21 protein-coding genes are annotated in these 17,657 nt (G+C 30.0%); all 21 read right to left on the bottom strand.

The genetic code is table 11. The annotated features are described in order from the left end of the window. Positions 1 to 4: 4 nt before the first annotated feature. Positions 5 to 1,192: a stage III sporulation protein AE gene (spoIIIAE, locus tag HNR33_RS03240; RefSeq protein ID WP_429079955.1), complete on the bottom strand. Its 1,188-nt coding sequence runs from the start codon at positions 1,190 to 1,192 to the stop codon at positions 5 to 7. Positions 1,193 to 1,203: 11 nt separating this feature from the next. Further along, a complete protein-coding gene (gene spoIIIAD / locus HNR33_RS03235; RefSeq protein WP_429079954.1) occupies positions 1,204 to 1,590 on the bottom strand; it encodes a stage III sporulation protein AD in 387 nt (128 codons plus the stop codon). Positions 1,591 to 1,605: 15 nt separating this feature from the next. Beyond that, positions 1,606 to 1,803 (bottom strand): stage III sporulation protein AC, encoded by a 198-nt coding sequence (gene spoIIIAC / locus HNR33_RS03230; RefSeq protein WP_429079951.1) that lies wholly within the window; start codon positions 1,801 to 1,803, stop codon positions 1,606 to 1,608. Between the two features lie 19 nt (positions 1,804 to 1,822). Further along, complete coding sequence (spoIIIAB, locus tag HNR33_RS03225; RefSeq protein WP_429079948.1) at positions 1,823 to 2,347, bottom strand: stage III sporulation protein SpoIIIAB; 525 nt, start codon at positions 2,345 to 2,347, stop codon at positions 1,823 to 1,825. Positions 2,348 to 2,373: 26 nt separating this feature from the next. After that, positions 2,374 to 3,384, bottom strand: a complete 1,011-nt coding sequence (gene spoIIIAA, locus HNR33_RS03220; RefSeq protein WP_429079946.1) for a stage III sporulation protein AA — start codon at positions 3,382 to 3,384, stop codon at positions 2,374 to 2,376. Positions 3,385 to 3,483: 99 nt separating this feature from the next. Next, a complete protein-coding gene (locus HNR33_RS03215) occupies positions 3,484 to 3,876 on the bottom strand; it encodes a CD1247 N-terminal domain-containing protein (RefSeq protein WP_429079943.1) in 393 nt (130 codons plus the stop codon). Between the two features lie 44 nt (positions 3,877 to 3,920). Beyond that, positions 3,921 to 4,478, bottom strand: coding sequence for an elongation factor P (gene efp / locus HNR33_RS03210; RefSeq protein WP_429079940.1), 558 nt, complete (start codon positions 4,476 to 4,478; stop codon positions 3,921 to 3,923). A 254-nt stretch (positions 4,479 to 4,732) separates the two neighbouring features. Further along, a complete protein-coding gene (locus HNR33_RS03205; RefSeq protein WP_429079937.1) occupies positions 4,733 to 5,005 on the bottom strand; it encodes a late competence development ComFB family protein in 273 nt (90 codons plus the stop codon). Between the two features lie 36 nt (positions 5,006 to 5,041). Then, the gene (locus HNR33_RS03200) at positions 5,042 to 5,509 is read right to left on the bottom strand and encodes a pilus assembly FimT family protein (RefSeq protein ID WP_429079934.1); all 468 of its coding nucleotides are present in this window, start codon (positions 5,507 to 5,509) and stop codon (positions 5,042 to 5,044) included. Between the two features lie 5 nt (positions 5,510 to 5,514). Next, the gene (locus tag HNR33_RS03195) at positions 5,515 to 6,081 is read right to left on the bottom strand and encodes a PilW family protein (RefSeq protein WP_429079932.1); all 567 of its coding nucleotides are present in this window, start codon (positions 6,079 to 6,081) and stop codon (positions 5,515 to 5,517) included. A gap of 2 nt (positions 6,082 to 6,083) precedes the next feature. After that, positions 6,084 to 6,737, bottom strand: coding sequence for a hypothetical protein (locus tag HNR33_RS03190; RefSeq protein WP_429079929.1), 654 nt, complete (start codon positions 6,735 to 6,737; stop codon positions 6,084 to 6,086). Between the two features lie 10 nt (positions 6,738 to 6,747). Then, positions 6,748 to 7,110, bottom strand: coding sequence for a type IV pilus modification PilV family protein (locus tag HNR33_RS03185; RefSeq protein ID WP_429079926.1), 363 nt, complete (start codon positions 7,108 to 7,110; stop codon positions 6,748 to 6,750). A gap of 205 nt (positions 7,111 to 7,315) precedes the next feature. Next, positions 7,316 to 9,346, bottom strand: coding sequence for an S-layer homology domain-containing protein (locus HNR33_RS03180; protein WP_429079923.1), 2,031 nt, complete (start codon positions 9,344 to 9,346; stop codon positions 7,316 to 7,318). Positions 9,347 to 9,367: 21 nt separating this feature from the next. Then, the gene (locus tag HNR33_RS03175; protein ID WP_429079920.1) at positions 9,368 to 10,762 is read right to left on the bottom strand and encodes a LysM peptidoglycan-binding domain-containing protein; all 1,395 of its coding nucleotides are present in this window, start codon (positions 10,760 to 10,762) and stop codon (positions 9,368 to 9,370) included. Continuing rightward, the gene (locus HNR33_RS03170; protein ID WP_429079917.1) at positions 10,740 to 11,312 is read right to left on the bottom strand and encodes a PilN domain-containing protein; all 573 of its coding nucleotides are present in this window, start codon (positions 11,310 to 11,312) and stop codon (positions 10,740 to 10,742) included. Before HNR33_RS03170 ends, HNR33_RS03175 begins: the two co-directional genes overlap by 23 nt. Positions 11,313 to 11,368: 56 nt before the next feature. Then, entirely contained in the window at positions 11,369 to 12,472 is a 1,104-nt protein-coding gene (gene pilM / locus HNR33_RS03165; protein ID WP_429079915.1) for a pilus assembly protein PilM, read from the bottom strand. Positions 12,473 to 12,524: 52 nt separating this feature from the next. Continuing rightward, the gene (locus tag HNR33_RS03160) at positions 12,525 to 13,316 is read right to left on the bottom strand and encodes a prepilin peptidase (protein WP_429079912.1); all 792 of its coding nucleotides are present in this window, start codon (positions 13,314 to 13,316) and stop codon (positions 12,525 to 12,527) included. Then, positions 13,316 to 14,869: a DUF4900 domain-containing protein gene (locus tag HNR33_RS03155; RefSeq protein WP_429079910.1), complete on the bottom strand. Its 1,554-nt coding sequence runs from the start codon at positions 14,867 to 14,869 to the stop codon at positions 13,316 to 13,318. Before HNR33_RS03155 ends, HNR33_RS03160 begins: the two co-directional genes overlap by 1 nt. Before the next feature lie 17 nt (positions 14,870 to 14,886). Then, on the bottom strand, positions 14,887 to 15,498 hold the full coding sequence (locus tag HNR33_RS03150; RefSeq protein WP_429079907.1) for a PilW family protein: 612 nt from the start codon (positions 15,496 to 15,498) through the stop codon (positions 14,887 to 14,889). A gap of 12 nt (positions 15,499 to 15,510) precedes the next feature. Then, positions 15,511 to 16,962 (bottom strand): type IV pilus modification PilV family protein, encoded by a 1,452-nt coding sequence (locus tag HNR33_RS03145; protein WP_429079905.1) that lies wholly within the window; start codon positions 16,960 to 16,962, stop codon positions 15,511 to 15,513. 212 nt (positions 16,963 to 17,174) lie between these two features. After that, positions 17,175 to 17,603, bottom strand: coding sequence for a prepilin-type N-terminal cleavage/methylation domain-containing protein (locus HNR33_RS03140; protein WP_429079903.1), 429 nt, complete (start codon positions 17,601 to 17,603; stop codon positions 17,175 to 17,177). Between the last annotated feature and the right edge of the window lie 54 nt (positions 17,604 to 17,657).

The raw sequence follows: 17,657 nt of genomic DNA, 5'->3' as shown, positions 1-17,657 counted from the left end.
TCACCTACCTTAGCATAACTGTAATATTGCCAGCTCCAATTATTATTGTAACTGCAATAAAGAACATAACACCTACAGCTGAAACTGTTGCCAAGAGCATAATAAGCGATTTGCTTATTTCTCCTAAGCAATCTACTATTCTGTTATTAGCGATTGGTTCAATAACAGCACTAGTAAGCTTATATACAATAATTAAAGAGATTATTTTCATAACTGGTATGATACAAATAAGGAATAACGCTATCATTCCTATTACTCCTACAGCATTCTTTAATATCATAGAACACCCAACGACCGTTTCCATTGCATCAGAAAGAAATTTTCCGACTATAGGAACGAATTTATCTACAGCAAACTTTGCTGTTCTTATAGTCACTCCATCTACTTTTGACGAAGTCACCCCTTGTATAGATATTATTCCAATAAAAATAGTAAGTACCACTCCAATTATTCCAGTTGATATCTGTCTTATAAGTCCTGATAATCTTGATATTTGTATCCTACTAGAAATCTTGCTTACAATTCCAACAATTGCTCCAAAAAAAATCATTGGTAGAATTATATCTCTCATAAGTGTACTCACTACGCTTACCGCTCCTAATATTATCGGTCTAAATAATGCCGAGGAAGTAATACCTCCTACTGCTAACAATAGAGTTAAAAGTGTAGGTAGAAGCACTTGCATTAGAATAACCATGTCATTAATGGCACTTTTTGCTATATCCATAGCCATAATAAAACTCTTTATAGCAATAGAAGTGAGAACTAAATAGCATACATAAAATGCGAGCTCTCCAACAGTATCTTTTTCAAATGCACTTTGTAAATTCATTAAGACAGAGCAGATTATGCTAAGTACTAAAAGTTTCACTAATAAGCTTGAATTAGCTATAACCTCCCTAAAAACAAGTTTAAAGATTCCATTTACCAAATCTTTACCTTCTAAAACCTTTTCACCCTTAATCAAGGAAACCATAAATTCTTTAAAATCAATTTCTGGTAATATATCATCTGTTGTCCTACTAATGTCTTTTACTAATCTTTCTAGCTCCTCTATCTTTAAATTATCTATCTGCTGCTCAATCAAATTGTCGAGACTCAGATTCTCATCATCACCATCATATGAATATGCAATACATGGAACAAAAGTTATGATTGTAATAATGAAAATAATTAGTGTTTTTCTTTTCATCTTTTCACACCTTAAGGTATTATTTTGATTATCAAATCTAGTAATGCTGTTAAGATTGGAATAGCAAGAACCATAATAAGTATTTTCCCGCCAAGCTCTATTTTTGAAGCTATAGCATTTTCCCCAGCGTCTCTCGATATCTGCGCTCCAAATTCAGCTATATAAGCAATACCTATTACTTTAAGTATGGTTGAGAAGTACAAAAAATTTAAATCAACTCTTTCAGCTAAATTACTTAATACTTGTACAACGTAATTGAGTTTCGTAATAACAAATAGAAAAATCAATAAGCCTGTAACAATACTTATTTGAAGTGCATATTCAGGCTTTTGCTGTCTCAAAACAACAGCAAGTATAGTAGCTATTATTCCTATCCCTACAATCTGAAGTATCTCCATAATATATCTTCCTCGTCAATATAATTGAAATATGGTTTTTACGCTATCAAACAGTTTGCTTATTAGGTTTATTACCATTGTCAACACTATTACAACTCCCACTAAAGTTGCTATATGCGCATATTCTTCTTTACCAATTTTCGCAAGAACATTATGCAATATTCCTACAACTATACCAATACCTGCAATCTTAAAAATCAAATCTACATTCATAACATTACCTCCTTCTATATCAATATAGAACCAAAACTATAGCAAATCCTATTAGTACTCCCAAACTCTTATAAAGCTTGACATTGTTGTTTTTCTTTTCTTCAGCATCTCCTTGTTGTGCCTGAAGTTGAACTAATACAGTTTTAAAATGCTTTTCTTGATCAGACCTATCAGATGCACCCAAACTCCGTCCAAGTGACAATATAACCTCTATATCCTCATTTTCTAAATACATTCTTTCCTTTAATATATCTGATGCATATATAAAACTATCAAGTAAAGTGAAGTTTCTATTAGAAACAAGATGTTCTTTTATATCTTTAAAAACATAAGAAACTTTTTTATTTCCTTTCCTATATACCTCATCTAAAGCATCCGGTATTGGATTTGCAGAATAAATTATTTCAGTTTCTAATAATTGGACACAATTATATAACAATTTAAGATTATTAACTCTATCCCTAAATCTCCTACTATATATTAATCCCAAGGTTGAAGATGAAATAATAATCAATAAGCTTCCAAATATTTTTATCATATACATTTTTTCACCTCATGTCTTTTCACTTACTATATGATTGATTTATAGCTTGTTCCATCTATTATGTCGCGTACTGTTCCTACTCCTTGAGAATTGTCTAGTATAATTATTCTTTCAAAGATATTTTCTTTCACTATTTCTCTAAGGTTTGGCTTCGAACATATGTCATTTATGTCTTCCCCGTGTACTGTAGCGATTATCTTAACACCTGCTTTAATCGCTTCATGTATAGCCTTAATATCTTGTGAACCACCCAGTTCATCTGTTGCTATTACATTAGGAGACATAGACCTTAATAGTATTATTATCCCATCATATTTTTGACATCCATCAAGTATATCAGTCCTTACCCCAACATTGTTTTGTGGTGAACCCCTATACAGTCCTCCTAACTCTGATCTCTCGTCAACGATCCCAACCTTTATTCCTCTAAACGAATATCTAGGTACACCATCACTAATATTCCTTATTAAGTCTCTTAACATAGTTGTTTTTCCACACTGAGGGGGTGATACAATTAATGTATGATATATTGTATTTGGTTTTTTTATAATATGTTTGAAAAGTTTGTCCGAAACACCAATTTTTTGTCTAGCTATTCTAAGATTGAGTGAAGAAATATCTTTTATAGTTTCTAAACCACCTTTTCCATAAACAGCCTTTCCTGCTATACCCACTCTATGTCCACCTTTTATCGTAATAAATCCATTTCTCAGCTCTTCCTCTATAGAATAAATAGAATAGTTGCATAATATTTGAAATGTCTTTACAATATTGTCTTTACTAACAATATAGCTATCAATATTTTTTTCTGATATTTCACTATTATGAGTTACATAAAAATCTAGACCTTCCATACATACCATTAAAGGTTTCTCAGTCCTTAACCTTATTTCCTCAATTCTATGCATAGCTTCCAATGATATTTTAGACATTAAGTCACTAAGCATAGGATCTAAGTATTCAATAACTCTTTCAAAAGAGTTATCACTAAAGGACAATTTTTTTTTCTTGAAATTACTATTCATTTGTACATTCATGACCTGTCCCTCCTTTATATATAAGTATGATAGGCTTTCTATATTATGCTAAAAAAGAAAAAAAACCTGATGTCTTTTGACATCAGGTTTTTAGCTTTATTATTCACAATCACATACTATTAATTCATGGCAATTAGGGCATTCAGTTTCTCCATCTTCATCAAATAAATCTTTATCTAGATAGATTGTTTCGTGACAATGCGGACAAATATACTCTAAATAATCTATATCATCCTCAAAGTCTTCATAGTCATCATCTTCATCAAATTCACCAAATAATTCTTCTTCCACATCAGCTAAGTCTTCATCCATAAAATCAACATATTCATTTAATTCATCTTGTTCGTCATTTAAATCATTCATAGCATCTGCAAAATCTTCTAGGGTATCAATTATATGTAATAATAATTTACCCTCTTTGCTGCTTTCTTCAACTTCTAACCCCTCTGCTAACCCTCTAAGATAAGCAATTTTCTCATATAAGTATTCCATAACATTGACCTCCTTTTATCGGTTTTTTCATTTTATATTATTGCCTAAACTCTTGACAAATACTCATTAGTTCTTGTATCAATTTTAATTTTATCTTCAATATTAATAAATAGAGGTACAGAAATAATTGCTCCTGTTTCAACCGTTGCAGGCTTAGTAGCTCCTGTAGCTGTATCTCCCTTAACTCCTGGCTCAGTATGAGTTACTATTAATTCAACAAAGTTTGGAGCTTGAACCTCAAATGCTTTACCTTTATAGAATCTAATAACTGCAGTGTCATTTTCTTTAATATATTTAACTGCATCTTCAACTTGTTCATGATTAAATGGTACCTGCTCATAGGTTTCAACATCCATAAAATAGTATAGCTCTCCATCATTGTATAGATATTGCATTTCTTTAGTCTCAATATGAGCCTTAGGATATTTATCACTAGGATTAAATGAAGTATCTTTTGTAGCACCAGTTATTATATTTCTTATTTTAGTTCTTACAAAAGCAGCTCCTTTTCCAGGTTTAACATGTTGAAAATCAATTACTTGATAAATATCTCCATCCATTTCAAAAGTAATACCTTTTTTAAAATCACTTGCTGAAATCATCTTTAAACCTCCTGTAATTATTAATTTGTAATAGTTATAGACTTTGTAGTCTTAAAAAGCTAGTAGTCAGTAATAAAATAAACTTCATTGTAACATTAGTATTAACTCCATTTAAAACTTTATTACTATATTACTATAACCAAATGTGAATTTATACATGTTACCATCAAGTTAAGTGAATTCCTATAATATAATATCATAATTTTAAATGTTTGAATAGAAAAAAATAAGCAATAATACGTCTATTTGGTAATTTATTCACAATTATGATGTGGTGACTTTGAAACTATCTGTATTGCCTTCGCTATCTCTCTTGTAATATCAACATCATATTGTGGTTCCATCTCGTCAACTTTTGTAAATAGCTTGCCTTGCTCAGTTACTACATATCTGGGTGGTAAATTATTCAATGCTATAGCAGATATATCTAATTTACATTTGTTGCATTTGCATATATTTTCGTATCTATCTATCATCTTATCCAAACATCTTTTTACAGTATCTTCCATATAGTTATGCAATTCCATAATCCTTTCCCTCCATAAGAAACTTATTTAGTTTTATTAATTCGACTTATTTTTAATATATCCTTCAAATATTTGATTTTTTAATAGTATTCTTCCTGTAGCTGGAACTATTGTAATTTCACAATATCTATTAGTTTCATCATCAAGGACTCTTATTGTTCCGCTTTGCAACGGAGCTCCAATGTAGCTAAACCAAACATTCCCTCCACTAATATTATGTACAATCTTAAAGTTTTTTTCTAATTTGACATCTTTTACTTGTATACTATTTCGCGAAATAACATATCTATTATACTCTAAAGAAATCTTGTAATTCTTTCCTTCTGTCATCTTCATATATCTTATACTCCTTATGTCATCTCTCAACATTCTGCTGCTTGCCATCAGAAAATAATCTCGTCTATCTATTTTAGGGATCACCATAGATGCAATTATTGCAAGAAGTGATAAAACTACAAGCAGTTCTATTAACGTCATACCTCTATCATACTTTTGTCTTCTCATTATCATTACCTCCTATGAGAATTCCTAAAGCATATTTTGCTTTTTAAAGTTTTCTTTTGCCCATTAACATCTAAATATAATATTATAGTGACACCATCTGCTTCAACATATGTCTTGTTAAATGGTATTGGCTCTACTTCAATTTTTTCAATATAATTTCCTGCTTCTACAGTAGCACTACCATATAGTCCTATTCCATACTTTAGATTATATGTATTAGTTCCAGTATCTTTACTTAGCTGAAAAATATAGCCTTTGTCAGTTTTATTAGGATGATTTTTCACAATTATTTTTCTAAGCATAACCTTCTCATTAGTATTTTGCTTAGCTACTCTTCTCATATCCTCTAGATATATAACTTGACTAGCCTCTATCATCTTATCCTCAATAAACCCAATTATAAACTGGCCTTGCTGCTGTAGTTCAATATCATTGTCAGCTTCATAGAACATATTGCTGTTTATAATTAAAATAGAAAATATTAAAGATACTACTACTCCTGTTAACGCTATAGATATTAAAAGTTCAATTATTGTAAATCCTTTATTATAACTACATGAAATAAGCCTCATAGTTAAATCTCTCTTTCTATTTTCCAATCAATAACATGTATTAATTCATCGACATTGGCACCAAAGCGTATTGTTTCGTCATCATATTTCGGGATATCTACTTTTAATTTTAATACTATTTCTTTTTTTATGTTCTGATATATATACGTTGACTTTACTTCTACCAAAAAATCATTTGGATTCTCTATAAGACTTGCAGCTATTCTAGGATATCCGTTTTCATATATTAAATATGAGGTACTATTATTTAGCAAATTTATTAGTCCTTTTGTTGAATCTACATCCATACATGTTCCCTTCAAATAATTCTTAAAATAAGACTGGAATATTTCATTAGTATAGTTCTTATCATTTAAGTCATCTTTCATATCAGAGTAAACATTGCGACTTTGTTTCTCAACTTCGGTATAATCTTTTGTTTTATTAAATGCATAATTAATTGCTTCACTTATAAACTGCCTAGACATCATATATGCCTCATCAATACCTGCCTCGGATGAATAAAAAGCTTTTTTCATTTGACTATTTAGTTTTTTCATTTTATAATTCATTACTGACACTGATAATGCAACACTACCAATTATTACTATTACCGAGATTGTAAATAGTAAGAAAACTAGAGCTGAACCTTTGCAGTTAATTTTTTTTCTTTTCACAGTATCACTCCTAATAATAGAGAACTTTATAGCTCCCTAACTTTTCTAATATATTTCCATTACTAATAATCTCAATAATAACTTTATACATCTTGTCGTGGTATTCATCGATTTCACTTATATCAATTATAATTTTAAAATCATCATCAAAATGAATAGTTCTACCAATGTTGATATCACTAGAAGCTTTGATACATTCCATATAGCTTTGAGCTAATAAAGTAGCATTATATTGTTGTTCGGATTTTTTGTTTATCTTAGCGGTATTAACTAGCAGTGATGAAACAGCAATGACTGTTATTCCTAATATAGCCAAAGTGAATAGTAACTCTATAAGTGAAAGCCCTATGTTGTTGTTTAATCTTTTTACCATAAACCCTCACTCCAAAATATAATAATGTTTCACGAAACTATATATACAGTATTAGAACAGTATATATTTGAAATATTCACTATTTTTTCCAAAATACCTCTATTTTTTTAATTTTTTTCTAGTCTTGCATATATAAATAAAAAAAGACAAATCCTGTAACATTATAGGATTTGTCTTTTTCTATTTGTCGATAGCACTAATATCTTCATTCATTTATTAAATAAAGCATATACAACGCCTCTGCTCTAGTTATATTATTTTCCATAGAGTTATAGCTCTTGCTTCGAGTATCCTTATAATTCAGCATATAATATGCAGTATTGCTCCAATTAAAATTAGTATCGTTAGTAACTTGTTGCATAATATTATTTAATTGATTGTAAGTAACTGTGTTATAAATTTTAAAAGTATTATCAGGATATATCTCCATATAGCCATTTTTCAACGCGTAAGCTACAACATTTTTGTAGTCCCCAAAGCTTTGATAATCATCAAGTTTTTCTAGTTGTTTCACATTTGCATCAAGATCACTTAAATCCCAGTTATAAGCCTTGCATAATAGTCCTAATAACTGCCCTCTAGTAATAGGGGCATCTGGTCTATATGAGTAATCAGCAAAAAGACCAGCAAGTCCTCTTCTAGCATACGCATTTATTTCATCTTTAGCCCAATGTGATCTTATGTCTTTAATGTTTTTAGCTTCCTGATCTATAAAGACAGCGTACACTCCATTACTAGTATTTATCGATTCTGGTTTTATATAAGTTATAATTCTGTTTTGTGATATTTTACTTGGTAAATAAACCCAAAAATTGTTTGCAAATTTATATATCCCACCACTTTGCGGGCCATAATACTCAAAGCTTAATTCTAGTGTCTTATCGTCATTGAATTGAAAAGACGAGTTTGAAATTTTTAAAGTGTATATATCAGATGCTTTTATTAGCTTATAATTTGATGGCAGGTACCAATCATATGTTTCTCTAAGACCATCTATAGACAATCCTACATCATTATAATATGTACCCTCACTTACTTTAACACTAATTCTTTTATCAGCAGTAGTTATTTCTCCTCCACTTATAGGAATTATTTTAGTTTCTAGCTTAGTTATAAGACTATTATGACTTAAATTTTGATACGATTTTATATACCCTTCAGTAAGGCCTTCGTTATAGCCACTTATAAATCCCTTTTGATATTCTTCAGTCTCTAGATTAAGTCTGTATTCTCTAATAATTCCAAATTCATATGACTTATGTCTATTCACATCATTTGGCTGCCCAAGAAGCAAATCCATTTGACTAAAACCCTCGCCTCTTTTGAGTCCAATTTCTTTACCATTCTTATAACCATTTTGGTACATAATACTATTAACCATAGAATTTGAATTTCTAAAACATTCATTATACTTTTGTTCAAAAGCATATTCGAAAGACGATATAAACGCTTCTAAATACTCTTCTGAGTCTCTGTTTAATGAGAAATCAATAATAATTCTATTTATGGAAGGTAAGCTACTTTCCCAATTGCTTTTCTTGCCTAAGAAAAAATCCTGTTTTCCATATATTTCACCTAATAAACTTCCAAAATACTCTCCATCACTATTTCCTTGATAGTAAGAAGCTTCAAATGAAGTGAATTTAGCCTTCCTATACCCTTCTTCGTATCCTTCTTTAAATTTGTTTCTAAAAATAGCTATAAAATTAGACCTATATTTACTAGTCTCACTTTTTAAGTCAAATGTTTCTGCAATAGATGAACTAGAAGGAACAGCTTTTGTCCATCTATTGGATTTGCCGCTACAATAGTCTCTGTACCCATAAGCTTCACCTGTTGCATATCCTAAATCTTCTGCATAGTTTGCTGTGCTTTTTTCTTTGTCTTTGTCATTTTCATCATCTTTATCTTTAGACGTTGTGTAAGTTTCATTGTATCCATCCTTAAACCCATCCTTAAATCCATCTAAAAAATAGTTTTTGTATCTAGTACTTTCTCTTTCTAATTCATAATCTTCTATTATTTCATCATTACTAGGAATTGCTTTTGAGTAGCTTTTTCTATTACCTTCTTCTATATCATCCTCTGCTTCTTCTATTCCACATAGCCATCCTTCTGAATACCCATCCTTATATCCCTCGTTAGAAGGTTCAGCATGTGAATTTGTATTGGAAAAAGATAGTAAAAAACAAAATACTACAACCAATATAGTAATATAATTAATATACTTTTTCACAATCATCACCCTTTTCAGCCATTATTTTGGTATAACTAATATTTGACCTGCCTCTAGAGTACTATCACTAAGGCCGTTTTGATTCATTATTGCCTTCGATTTGATATTTGAACCATACATTTTTTCACTAATAGATTCCAATGTATCACCATACTGTACTACGTAAAATATATAGCTTGTATTCTCTTTATCTTCCTTATCTATGATTGGATAAAGTGCTTCTAGATTGTCAAATAAAATTACTCCATAGTCATCTCTATTTGCTCCTAACTGTAAATAAAGTCTGTCTAGCTTTAATGGGTATACATTTATATCTTGAGGAGGCATACTTTCTATATACTCCCAGCCTTTCCAATTGACTCCTCTTACTAACTCTAAATCAATTTTATTTCCTTCCTGATCCTTAAATCTAAGCCCTATAGTTGCAGGCGAATAAGCATATGAATGCACCCACACTCCTAAAGATGATGGTGGATATTTTAAAACTATATCTTTATCATCAAGTGCTATGTAAGCTCTCTCTTCAATATTACCTGTTGATATAAAATACTCCGTTCTTAAACTATGCTTACCATACTTAGAACTATTAAATAAAGAAACCTTGCCAGTAACGTTTGAGCTTGAGGTCATAAAGTATACATTATTATTTTCAAAATCCTCTATGACAATCCTATTACTATTATAATTTGAAATTGGATTGCCTTCATTATCATAGACTGTATCAGTTTTTTCTTCAGTATTTTCCTTATACCCTTCAAAAGACTTAAAAGGATTTTCTTTAGTTATACTTCGGGCATATGGCTTATATGTATAATCAGTATAGCCTTCTATCACTTCATCATAACTATATGTATTTAATCCAATCTGACCAATCAACAAATTATTATTTTTTTTTGATAAAGTTAGCTGAGTTACTAAGAATTTTTTCGGACTATTTCTAATCTGAGAGAAAAAAGAACTTAAATCATCATAACTTCCTTCAAAAGGTATTGATATCCCAAGGTATTTAGTTTCTATTTCATTTATAGTTGCTATATCAGGTCCACTAAAATTCATACTCGGGATATACAATTTATTACTATCAATAATTTCACTTAGTAGATGCATTATTTTAGGTTGATCAATATTAGAAAAATATTTTGCTCTAGTATACTTTATATTCTTATTTACCTCGTTCCATTTGTCCGTTATGAGCTTATCTTTACCAAGTATAGAGTTTATTTCATGCAACTCAGTTTCATAACTAGCTTTCTCTTGCTCAAGCTCTGATATTTTAGCACTTTGAACTGTTATAGTAAATTTATTAATAATCCATAAAAACACTACAAATAGCAGTATTATAAGTAACCTCTTCTCTTTTTTGCTTATATTAATATTTCGTTTTGAGAAACTTTTAGTTAATATCTTGGTCTCCATTTTCTCTCCCCTCCTGAAGCTGAATGCTCATAATAAAGCTATAGTAATTATTTTGATGCAAAATAGTTGGTATGAAAATTGTCTCGAATTGTTCCAATTCTCCCAATCTATGTTGAAAATCAGAAATAGCTATTTTATCTTTTGATGTTCCTTCTATTGTTATAGAGTTAGAAGTTAATGTCATTGAATTGAGAAAAACTGTTTCAGGAACTCTCATAGTAATAGCGTCTAGTAAGTATTCATTTATTATGTCATTAGAATTTATATACTCATCTAATATTTTTAAACGCATAAGCTTCTCACCAAATTCATTGATTTCTCTTTCTTTCTGTAAAATTTCAGTAATTTTTTTATCAGCTTTCTTAATTTCTACTTGTTGCTTTAAAGCTGCTGCTTCAGCAGTAAGTCTGCTTATTTTAACAAAATTGAAAGAAACATATCCTACTATACCAATCATTAAGAGTATTATTATTCCATATAAAATAGTGTCTTTGTTTAAACAATTTTCTTTTTTTTCATAATAGTACTGAAAAAAATTCATATCGTTCATGTATTTTCACCTCTTTACTCCTTAATATTGTGATTAAAAATTGAGGTATCTTTTATCTACTTTCTAATAATAGCTCCGACAGCATTTATATATGTACTTATGTCTATATCATTACTATCATCATTTTTTTTCTTAGATTTATCTAAGCCTATATTTATACCAGAAATGTTTTTAACCTTGAATGTCGGTATATTAAAATACTTTTCAATCACTTTATCAATACCTATAAATCCTGTACCTCCTCCATAAATAAATATCTTATCAATTCTATTACCGGTAGTTCTAGTTGTATAGAATTTAAAGATTCTCTCTACTTCATGCATCAAATTATTCAATCCCAAAATAGTAGTTTCCTTAATCATAGATTCTAAAGGTGAATCAAGTGAATTATTAGATAAATCTTTAATACTAAATTTTTTTTCAGAAGCATCTGAAATAGTAAGGTTAAAAGCATTTGCTAAGTGAATATCTATATCTTTACCCCCAGAATTGAATGGCCTTCCAAATTTAAACTCCCCATTTTCTATAACTACTACTCCTGTAGAAATATGACCTAAATCTAACACTACTATAGTTTCATTACCTATCTCATGTTCACTATTTATCTTAGCTTTATTATTAAAAAGTTTGCTTACACAGTTCGAGTGAATATCTAATGCATATGGCTTTACTCCCAGTATATTGCTTAAATTTAAGTAACTGTCTGCAATCACTTTCGGTAAAGCAGCCACAACGAATGAAGCTTTTTTTACCCCATCTTCAACGAAACTACCCGTAAGCTTATATTGAACATTGTATTTGCTAATATCTATTGGAAGATATTGTTCTATTTCAAATTCAATCATAGGTTTTAAGTCCTTAGAACTAGCAAAAGGAACGGAAATCTCCTTTATTATCAGCGAAGAACTATTAAATGAAAACGAGATAAGATTGCTTCTAATTTTCTCTTCTCCTATTATTCCGTCAATAAAATCTTTCATATTATTAATATTTAATATTTGTCCATCTTGATAAATATTTTCTGGTGTTTTAGCTGACACCATTTTCCTTACAGAAACCTCATCACCTGATGACCTTCCTAAAACAAACTTAGTGTTGAATGATCCTATATCGATAGATAGGATTTCTTTTCTAGATAACTTTAGCAATTTAGCTTCCAACAAATTCACCCCTATAATTATTTAAATATAAAACTCGATTATTTAAATAATTTTATATAATAGCATTCATATACCAAATAATAATACTCTTACCATACAAAACAGTGACTAAAAACCCTAATGCTAAGAAAGGTCCAAAAGGAATCATTTCACCTCGAGATTTAATTTTCAACAGAAGCAATACTAATGACAATATTCCCCCAAAAATAAAAGACAATAACAATGCCAAAATAGTATACTTCCATCCTATCCATAATCCTAAAACTGCCATAAGTTTTATATCTCCACCACCCATTCCTCCATTAGATATTATAGAAATAAATAAAAGGAATCCTCCTCCTACTACTATTCCTAGAAAAGAATTAAAAAAACTGAAAGCTTGTCCTAGAAATAAATAACTTATCAGCTTAAATGTAATCCCCAAAACAAAACTAAGCAAAATAAGGTCGTCTGGAATGATCTGATAACTATAGTCTATTCCACTTATAATAATTAAAATGCAAAATAGCATAGTATAAAAAACAAATTCTACTGATAATCCAAATCTAATATAAGATAATAAAAATATAATGCCAGTTAAAATTTCTGTGATCAGGTATTGGATAGATATTTTTTCTTGGCAATATATACATTTGCCTTTATAATGCATGTAGCTAAAAATTGGAATTAAATCAGATGACTTCAATTTAGCTCCACAACTTGTACAATGTGAAGGTGGATACACAATAGATTCTTTTTTAGGGATTCTAATAATGCATACATTTAGAAAAGAGCCTATTAAAACACCTATTATTGTAGTAATAGCAGTCAAATACATCTCGTCTCTATTAACCTCCCTTAACACTAATCATTTATTTCTTTCCATTCGTGAATCTCCCAACCTACATTAGTAGGCTCTAGTATATGTGGTGGATAATCATAAAACATGCGGGGATCATGTGCGTATAGCTTATTATAACCAGTACTTCCTATCAAACCTACTGCTTTCCTTGTTTTTTGAGTAATATTACCCCACAAAGTAATATTACCTTTTCTTGTATTTCCCCACCAATTACTGTCTTCATAGTCTTCATAGCCAAAACCGCCTGTTACAGCAAATATAGCAGCATGAATACTAATATCATGAGGAGCTACATCATAGTTGAAGTTATTTTTTATCCACCTGTATTTCCATCCCCAATCCCAGTAACGTTGCTTTTCCCATTTATAACTCCAATACGTTTTGTCGGCACTGTTTCCCTTGTACTTTGGCCATCCAAAGTGAAGTATCAAGACATCATTGTTTGCTATTAGGCCTAACATATCCTTACCATTAGCATATCTTGTATAAATTTTTTTCTCACTATCGTAAACTGACAACTCATTTTCAGGGGTAAAAGTAGTATTAAAATAATATATTCCTCCATTTAGTGGAGTTTCTACAGGAGGATTCTCGTTGTTTCTATCTTCTGCTTCATACCACTTAGTTGGATCATCATAGGTTATGTAGATATTGTTACTAGCTGCTATTGTAAGCTTTCCCTCTATTTTACCTGAAATAAATACGTTTCCTGCATTTAAGTTAAACTTTCTTCGTACATCACTTTCTTGTTCTCCTTCTACATAGATTACTTTATTACCAATTTCAGAAATAGGTCTTCTTATTATTTCTTCTTCTTTATCATTTCCATTTCGTATCTTTATATATTTACCATCTAAATATATACAAGTTCTACCTTGAAATACCATATCATCTTTTTCAGCCCATTCCCTCAATTTTTCATTGTTTTTTGGAAACTCTAATCTGTCTACTTTCTGAGGTTGAATAGGATCTTTTACCTTAAAATCAGGACTATAACCAGTTCCCTTTACGAAACTAGAAGAATATGTAACAGTGTCATAGAATTTAGGGCTTTTTTGAATTCTTAATGTTTCATTAGTGTGATAAGGACCGTGACTTTCGTCCCCTGATGTCCACCATATATTTTCTCCATCACTATCACTTACATACACATGATGTACAAACTGTTTTTTTCTAATTTTAACTAATATGGTTCTATTTACAGAAGGATTATTTTTAGTCCAACCTGTAGATTTAATTGTAACAAACCTATCTGTATCACTTGGTTTAGTAACTTCTAGTTTATAAAAACCTTCTCGAAAAGGTATATCTATATTTTGCATATTTTTACTTTCATTTGTACTATAAAAATTCACATCATCGTTTAAGTGCCACATGTAAGCATTGTACCCTGCTTCAGCATACTCAAAAGCTTTCTTTGAAGCATCATCAATAGTATTAATTTTTGCTTGAGTAGATATCATTGACATAATTGCGAAACCAAATATAATAGTTATTAACAGCACAATAAGCACTATAGGTATAGTTACTCCTCTGTTATTCATATATATTTTCATATAGAGTTTCCTCCTGTCTACTCGTATTCCGTTCTGCTCTTAGTTACTAAATATGTTTCTATTACTATAGATTTATTACCTTCACTTTTAGAAATCTCCAATTTCATCTTAACTTTTCTTCTGTAATCTTTACCTTCCTGCTGAGTAATTTCATGTTCAGTCGCTGGCTCTTTTAATTTTTCCACATAACTAAATATTTCAGTATTAGCTACATTTGATAATACTACTCTTTCATTGATAAACAAATTTGTAAATTCAAAAGGATATTTAGAATTAGAAGCTTTCTTTATATCTTTTCTTATTTCGTTACCTACTAATCTATATCTAACCAGCTCTGGAATAAAGTCATCATCTATATCGGTGTATATATATAGCTCGCTTTGACTCACCCTATGTAAAGCATCTAATTTTTCCTCAGACTTTTTTGCCTGATTCGCTTCTCTTTGAATACTTATTAGAAATATTCTCAAATCTTCAGATATATCAAAGCTGTCATTCACACTATTAAAGCTCTTAGTCGTTAGAAAAAGCATATTGTAAGCGATAAGCAAGATTATGCCAATTAGTGGAACAACTATAATAAGCTCTAACAGAGTAAATCCATATTGGTTTTTTAAATTTTTTTTCATCTTATTCAATCCTTATTCAACTAGATTTAAGGTACATTTATTTAAATCTTTTGCTAATTTCATTCCATAGTTGTTTTCTAGTGTACTAAAATCAATTATTTCAAAATATATTTCATCTTCAGTAATTTCAATACTAGGATTATTAAAAGTTATTTTAATTTTATCGTTTTTTCCATTATTGACTGAAGAAATTGTATATGTAGTACTATCAATTATTATATTATTTATGCAAAATTTCACACTTTTTAATAATTCTAAACTACTTATTTCGGAGGTAAATTCAACATATATTTCATTAATTCTGTTTAGTCCATCATTAGTTTTTCTAAAAGCTCCTGAATTTTTTAAGCCAAAAGCAAGTAACAATTTTTCGTATGAAGCTTCATAAATTTTATTCATATCGAAACTTCCATCCCATAAAGTTCCATTTTCTTTTTCAATTAAATAATAATTTTCTTTCTCAAAAGTAATATCATAATCATATGTCCATAATCTCCAAAGCTTTGTGTGATTTATTTTTTCTAAAGAAGTTTTTAAAAGCATGTGGTCTATAGGTTCACCTTCAGGTGGGTTATATGATCCATTAGTTGGTTTAATTGATAATGTAGCATTAGGATAAATATCACTCTGTAATAAATTAACATATCCAGGCAAATCAATATAAAAGCTATTTGAAGAATAAGATGGGGGATCGTTCTTGTCCCATTTTGGAATTAGTATATTTTTTTCCACCTGATACATTGGATTTGGAATATTGTTCATGACACCATTAGGCATGACCATAAGCTCACTATGTTCCCAACTAATAGGCTCTACTTTATATTTGCCTTCATTTAAATTCCCTATTAATGCTCGTCCTTCATCATCTGTATTAGTTAGAGATACAAGTCCACCTGAATCATAACTAACTTTAACCATTACATTCTTCTTTGGAAAACTTGCTTCTTGAAAAAATGTATATATTTTTAAATGTCCCGGATATGTAGGGTCTCTTTCGCTCTCTTTAGCTACAAGAGACCCTAATACAGAATACTCTCTCTTTATACTTGAAAAAGGATCTTTTGCTTCTACAGTAACGTCTATTTTTTTTGTTGCCGTTGGAACAGGCTCACTGGTGCTTGATTTAGCTTCTTTCCAGGTTATATTTGTATTTAATGTATACTCAATTCCTTCTATTTCTAAAGCGCTAGAATTTTCTTCATTCATATATAAATCCCCTTTAACAATTCCATTTGGAGAATAATTAGAAATATCTAAACCTAAATCATCATAATCTAGTGTCTTTAACCATTCCACTTGACTATATCCCAAATTTAATGCTGTAAGTCTGATATTATTCCACTTAGCATATTTTATTCCGTACATTGCCATAGGTAGTATAAATAAAGCTATTATACCTAGTAAAGCTATAGAAAAGATAACTTCGATTAAAGTAAAACCATTCTGATTAAATGTTCTTTTCATATTTTGAGCACTTCCTCGTATGTTTTGTTTCACTTATAAGCTCTAAGTTATTAACTAAAAAAGGCGAATAAAAGACTAAACAACCCTATACGCTTTTTTCAGTTAATAAAAAGTCTATTATTTTTAAAATATGGAGGGAAATAACCCCTCCATATTTTAAAACTTTCAAAAGTTGGTAGATTGATAGCTTAAGTGTCTAACGCCAATCATTCCTATGGCGCAGGATAAAAAGTAGTACCATCTCCATTTGTTATAGATACATTACCGCTATCAATAACTACTGTAAAAGTACCTCCAGTTTGAGGTCCTTTCAATCCTGTATCTAAGAACTTCTGTTGTATAAGAGTTGCGACTGTTGTATCATATTTATTTTCAATTGATGCTCCTTCTGTTATTCCGCTCTTCCAAGTTACTGCGCTATCTCCAATAATAGCTGTTCCCTCCGCTGTAGCCATATTTAAAGCACTCGCAATTGTTCTTGCAGATGCTTGATCTGCTGACATCTTCGCCTTTGCTTGTGTCCCACCAAACCTTGGCACCGCAATAGCAGCCAATATCCCTAAAATAGCAATAACAACAATCAATTCAATTAATGTAAATCCATTTTTGTTTTTCATTTGTTTTAAAATGAAATTAAGCATACCCTTACCCCCTTGTTTTAATTAGAATTTTAGTATTAATAATCATTTCACATT

The organism is Brassicibacter mesophilus (assembly GCF_050433385.1).
GTDB classification, from domain to species: domain Bacteria; phylum Bacillota; class Clostridia; order Tissierellales; family Proteiniboraceae; genus Brassicibacter; species Brassicibacter mesophilus.
Note: the sequence above shows the minus strand (reverse complement) of the source record. Positions and strands in the feature narration are given on the sequence as shown.

Coding starts and splice junctions, on each gene's coding strand:
- spoIIIAC (WP_429079951.1), bottom strand. CDS start 1,803: ATGAATGTAGATTTGATTTTTAAGATTGCAGGTATTGGTATAGTTGTA.
- HNR33_RS03185 (WP_429079926.1), bottom strand. CDS start 7,110: ATGGTAAAAAGATTAAACAACAACATAGGGCTTTCACTTATAGAGTTA.
- HNR33_RS03215 (WP_429079943.1), bottom strand. CDS start 3,876: ATGGAATACTTATATGAGAAAATTGCTTATCTTAGAGGGTTAGCAGAG.
- spoIIIAB (WP_429079948.1), bottom strand. CDS start 2,347: ATGTATATGATAAAAATATTTGGAAGCTTATTGATTATTATTTCATCT.
- spoIIIAD (WP_429079954.1), bottom strand. CDS start 1,590: ATGGAGATACTTCAGATTGTAGGGATAGGAATAATAGCTACTATACTT.
- spoIIIAA (WP_429079946.1), bottom strand. CDS start 3,384: ATGAATGTACAAATGAATAGTAATTTCAAGAAAAAAAAATTGTCCTTT.
- HNR33_RS03155 (WP_429079910.1), bottom strand. CDS start 14,869: ATGAAAATATATATGAATAACAGAGGAGTAACTATACCTATAGTGCTT.
- HNR33_RS03175 (WP_429079920.1), bottom strand. CDS start 10,762: ATGGAGACCAAGATATTAACTAAAAGTTTCTCAAAACGAAATATTAAT.
- HNR33_RS03140 (WP_429079903.1), bottom strand. CDS start 17,603: ATGCTTAATTTCATTTTAAAACAAATGAAAAACAAAAATGGATTTACA.
- HNR33_RS03170 (WP_429079917.1), bottom strand. CDS start 11,312: ATGAACGATATGAATTTTTTTCAGTACTATTATGAAAAAAAAGAAAAT.
- HNR33_RS03205 (WP_429079937.1), bottom strand. CDS start 5,005: ATGGAATTGCATAACTATATGGAAGATACTGTAAAAAGATGTTTGGAT.
- HNR33_RS03200 (WP_429079934.1), bottom strand. CDS start 5,509: ATGAGAAGACAAAAGTATGATAGAGGTATGACGTTAATAGAACTGCTT.
- efp (WP_429079940.1), bottom strand. CDS start 4,478: ATGATTTCAGCAAGTGATTTTAAAAAAGGTATTACTTTTGAAATGGAT.
- HNR33_RS03150 (WP_429079907.1), bottom strand. CDS start 15,498: ATGAAAAAAAATTTAAAAAACCAATATGGATTTACTCTGTTAGAGCTT.
- HNR33_RS03195 (WP_429079932.1), bottom strand. CDS start 6,081: ATGAGGCTTATTTCATGTAGTTATAATAAAGGATTTACAATAATTGAA.
- HNR33_RS03145 (WP_429079905.1), bottom strand. CDS start 16,962: ATGAAAAGAACATTTAATCAGAATGGTTTTACTTTAATCGAAGTTATC.
- spoIIIAE (WP_429079955.1), bottom strand. CDS start 1,192: ATGAAAAGAAAAACACTAATTATTTTCATTATTACAATCATAACTTTT.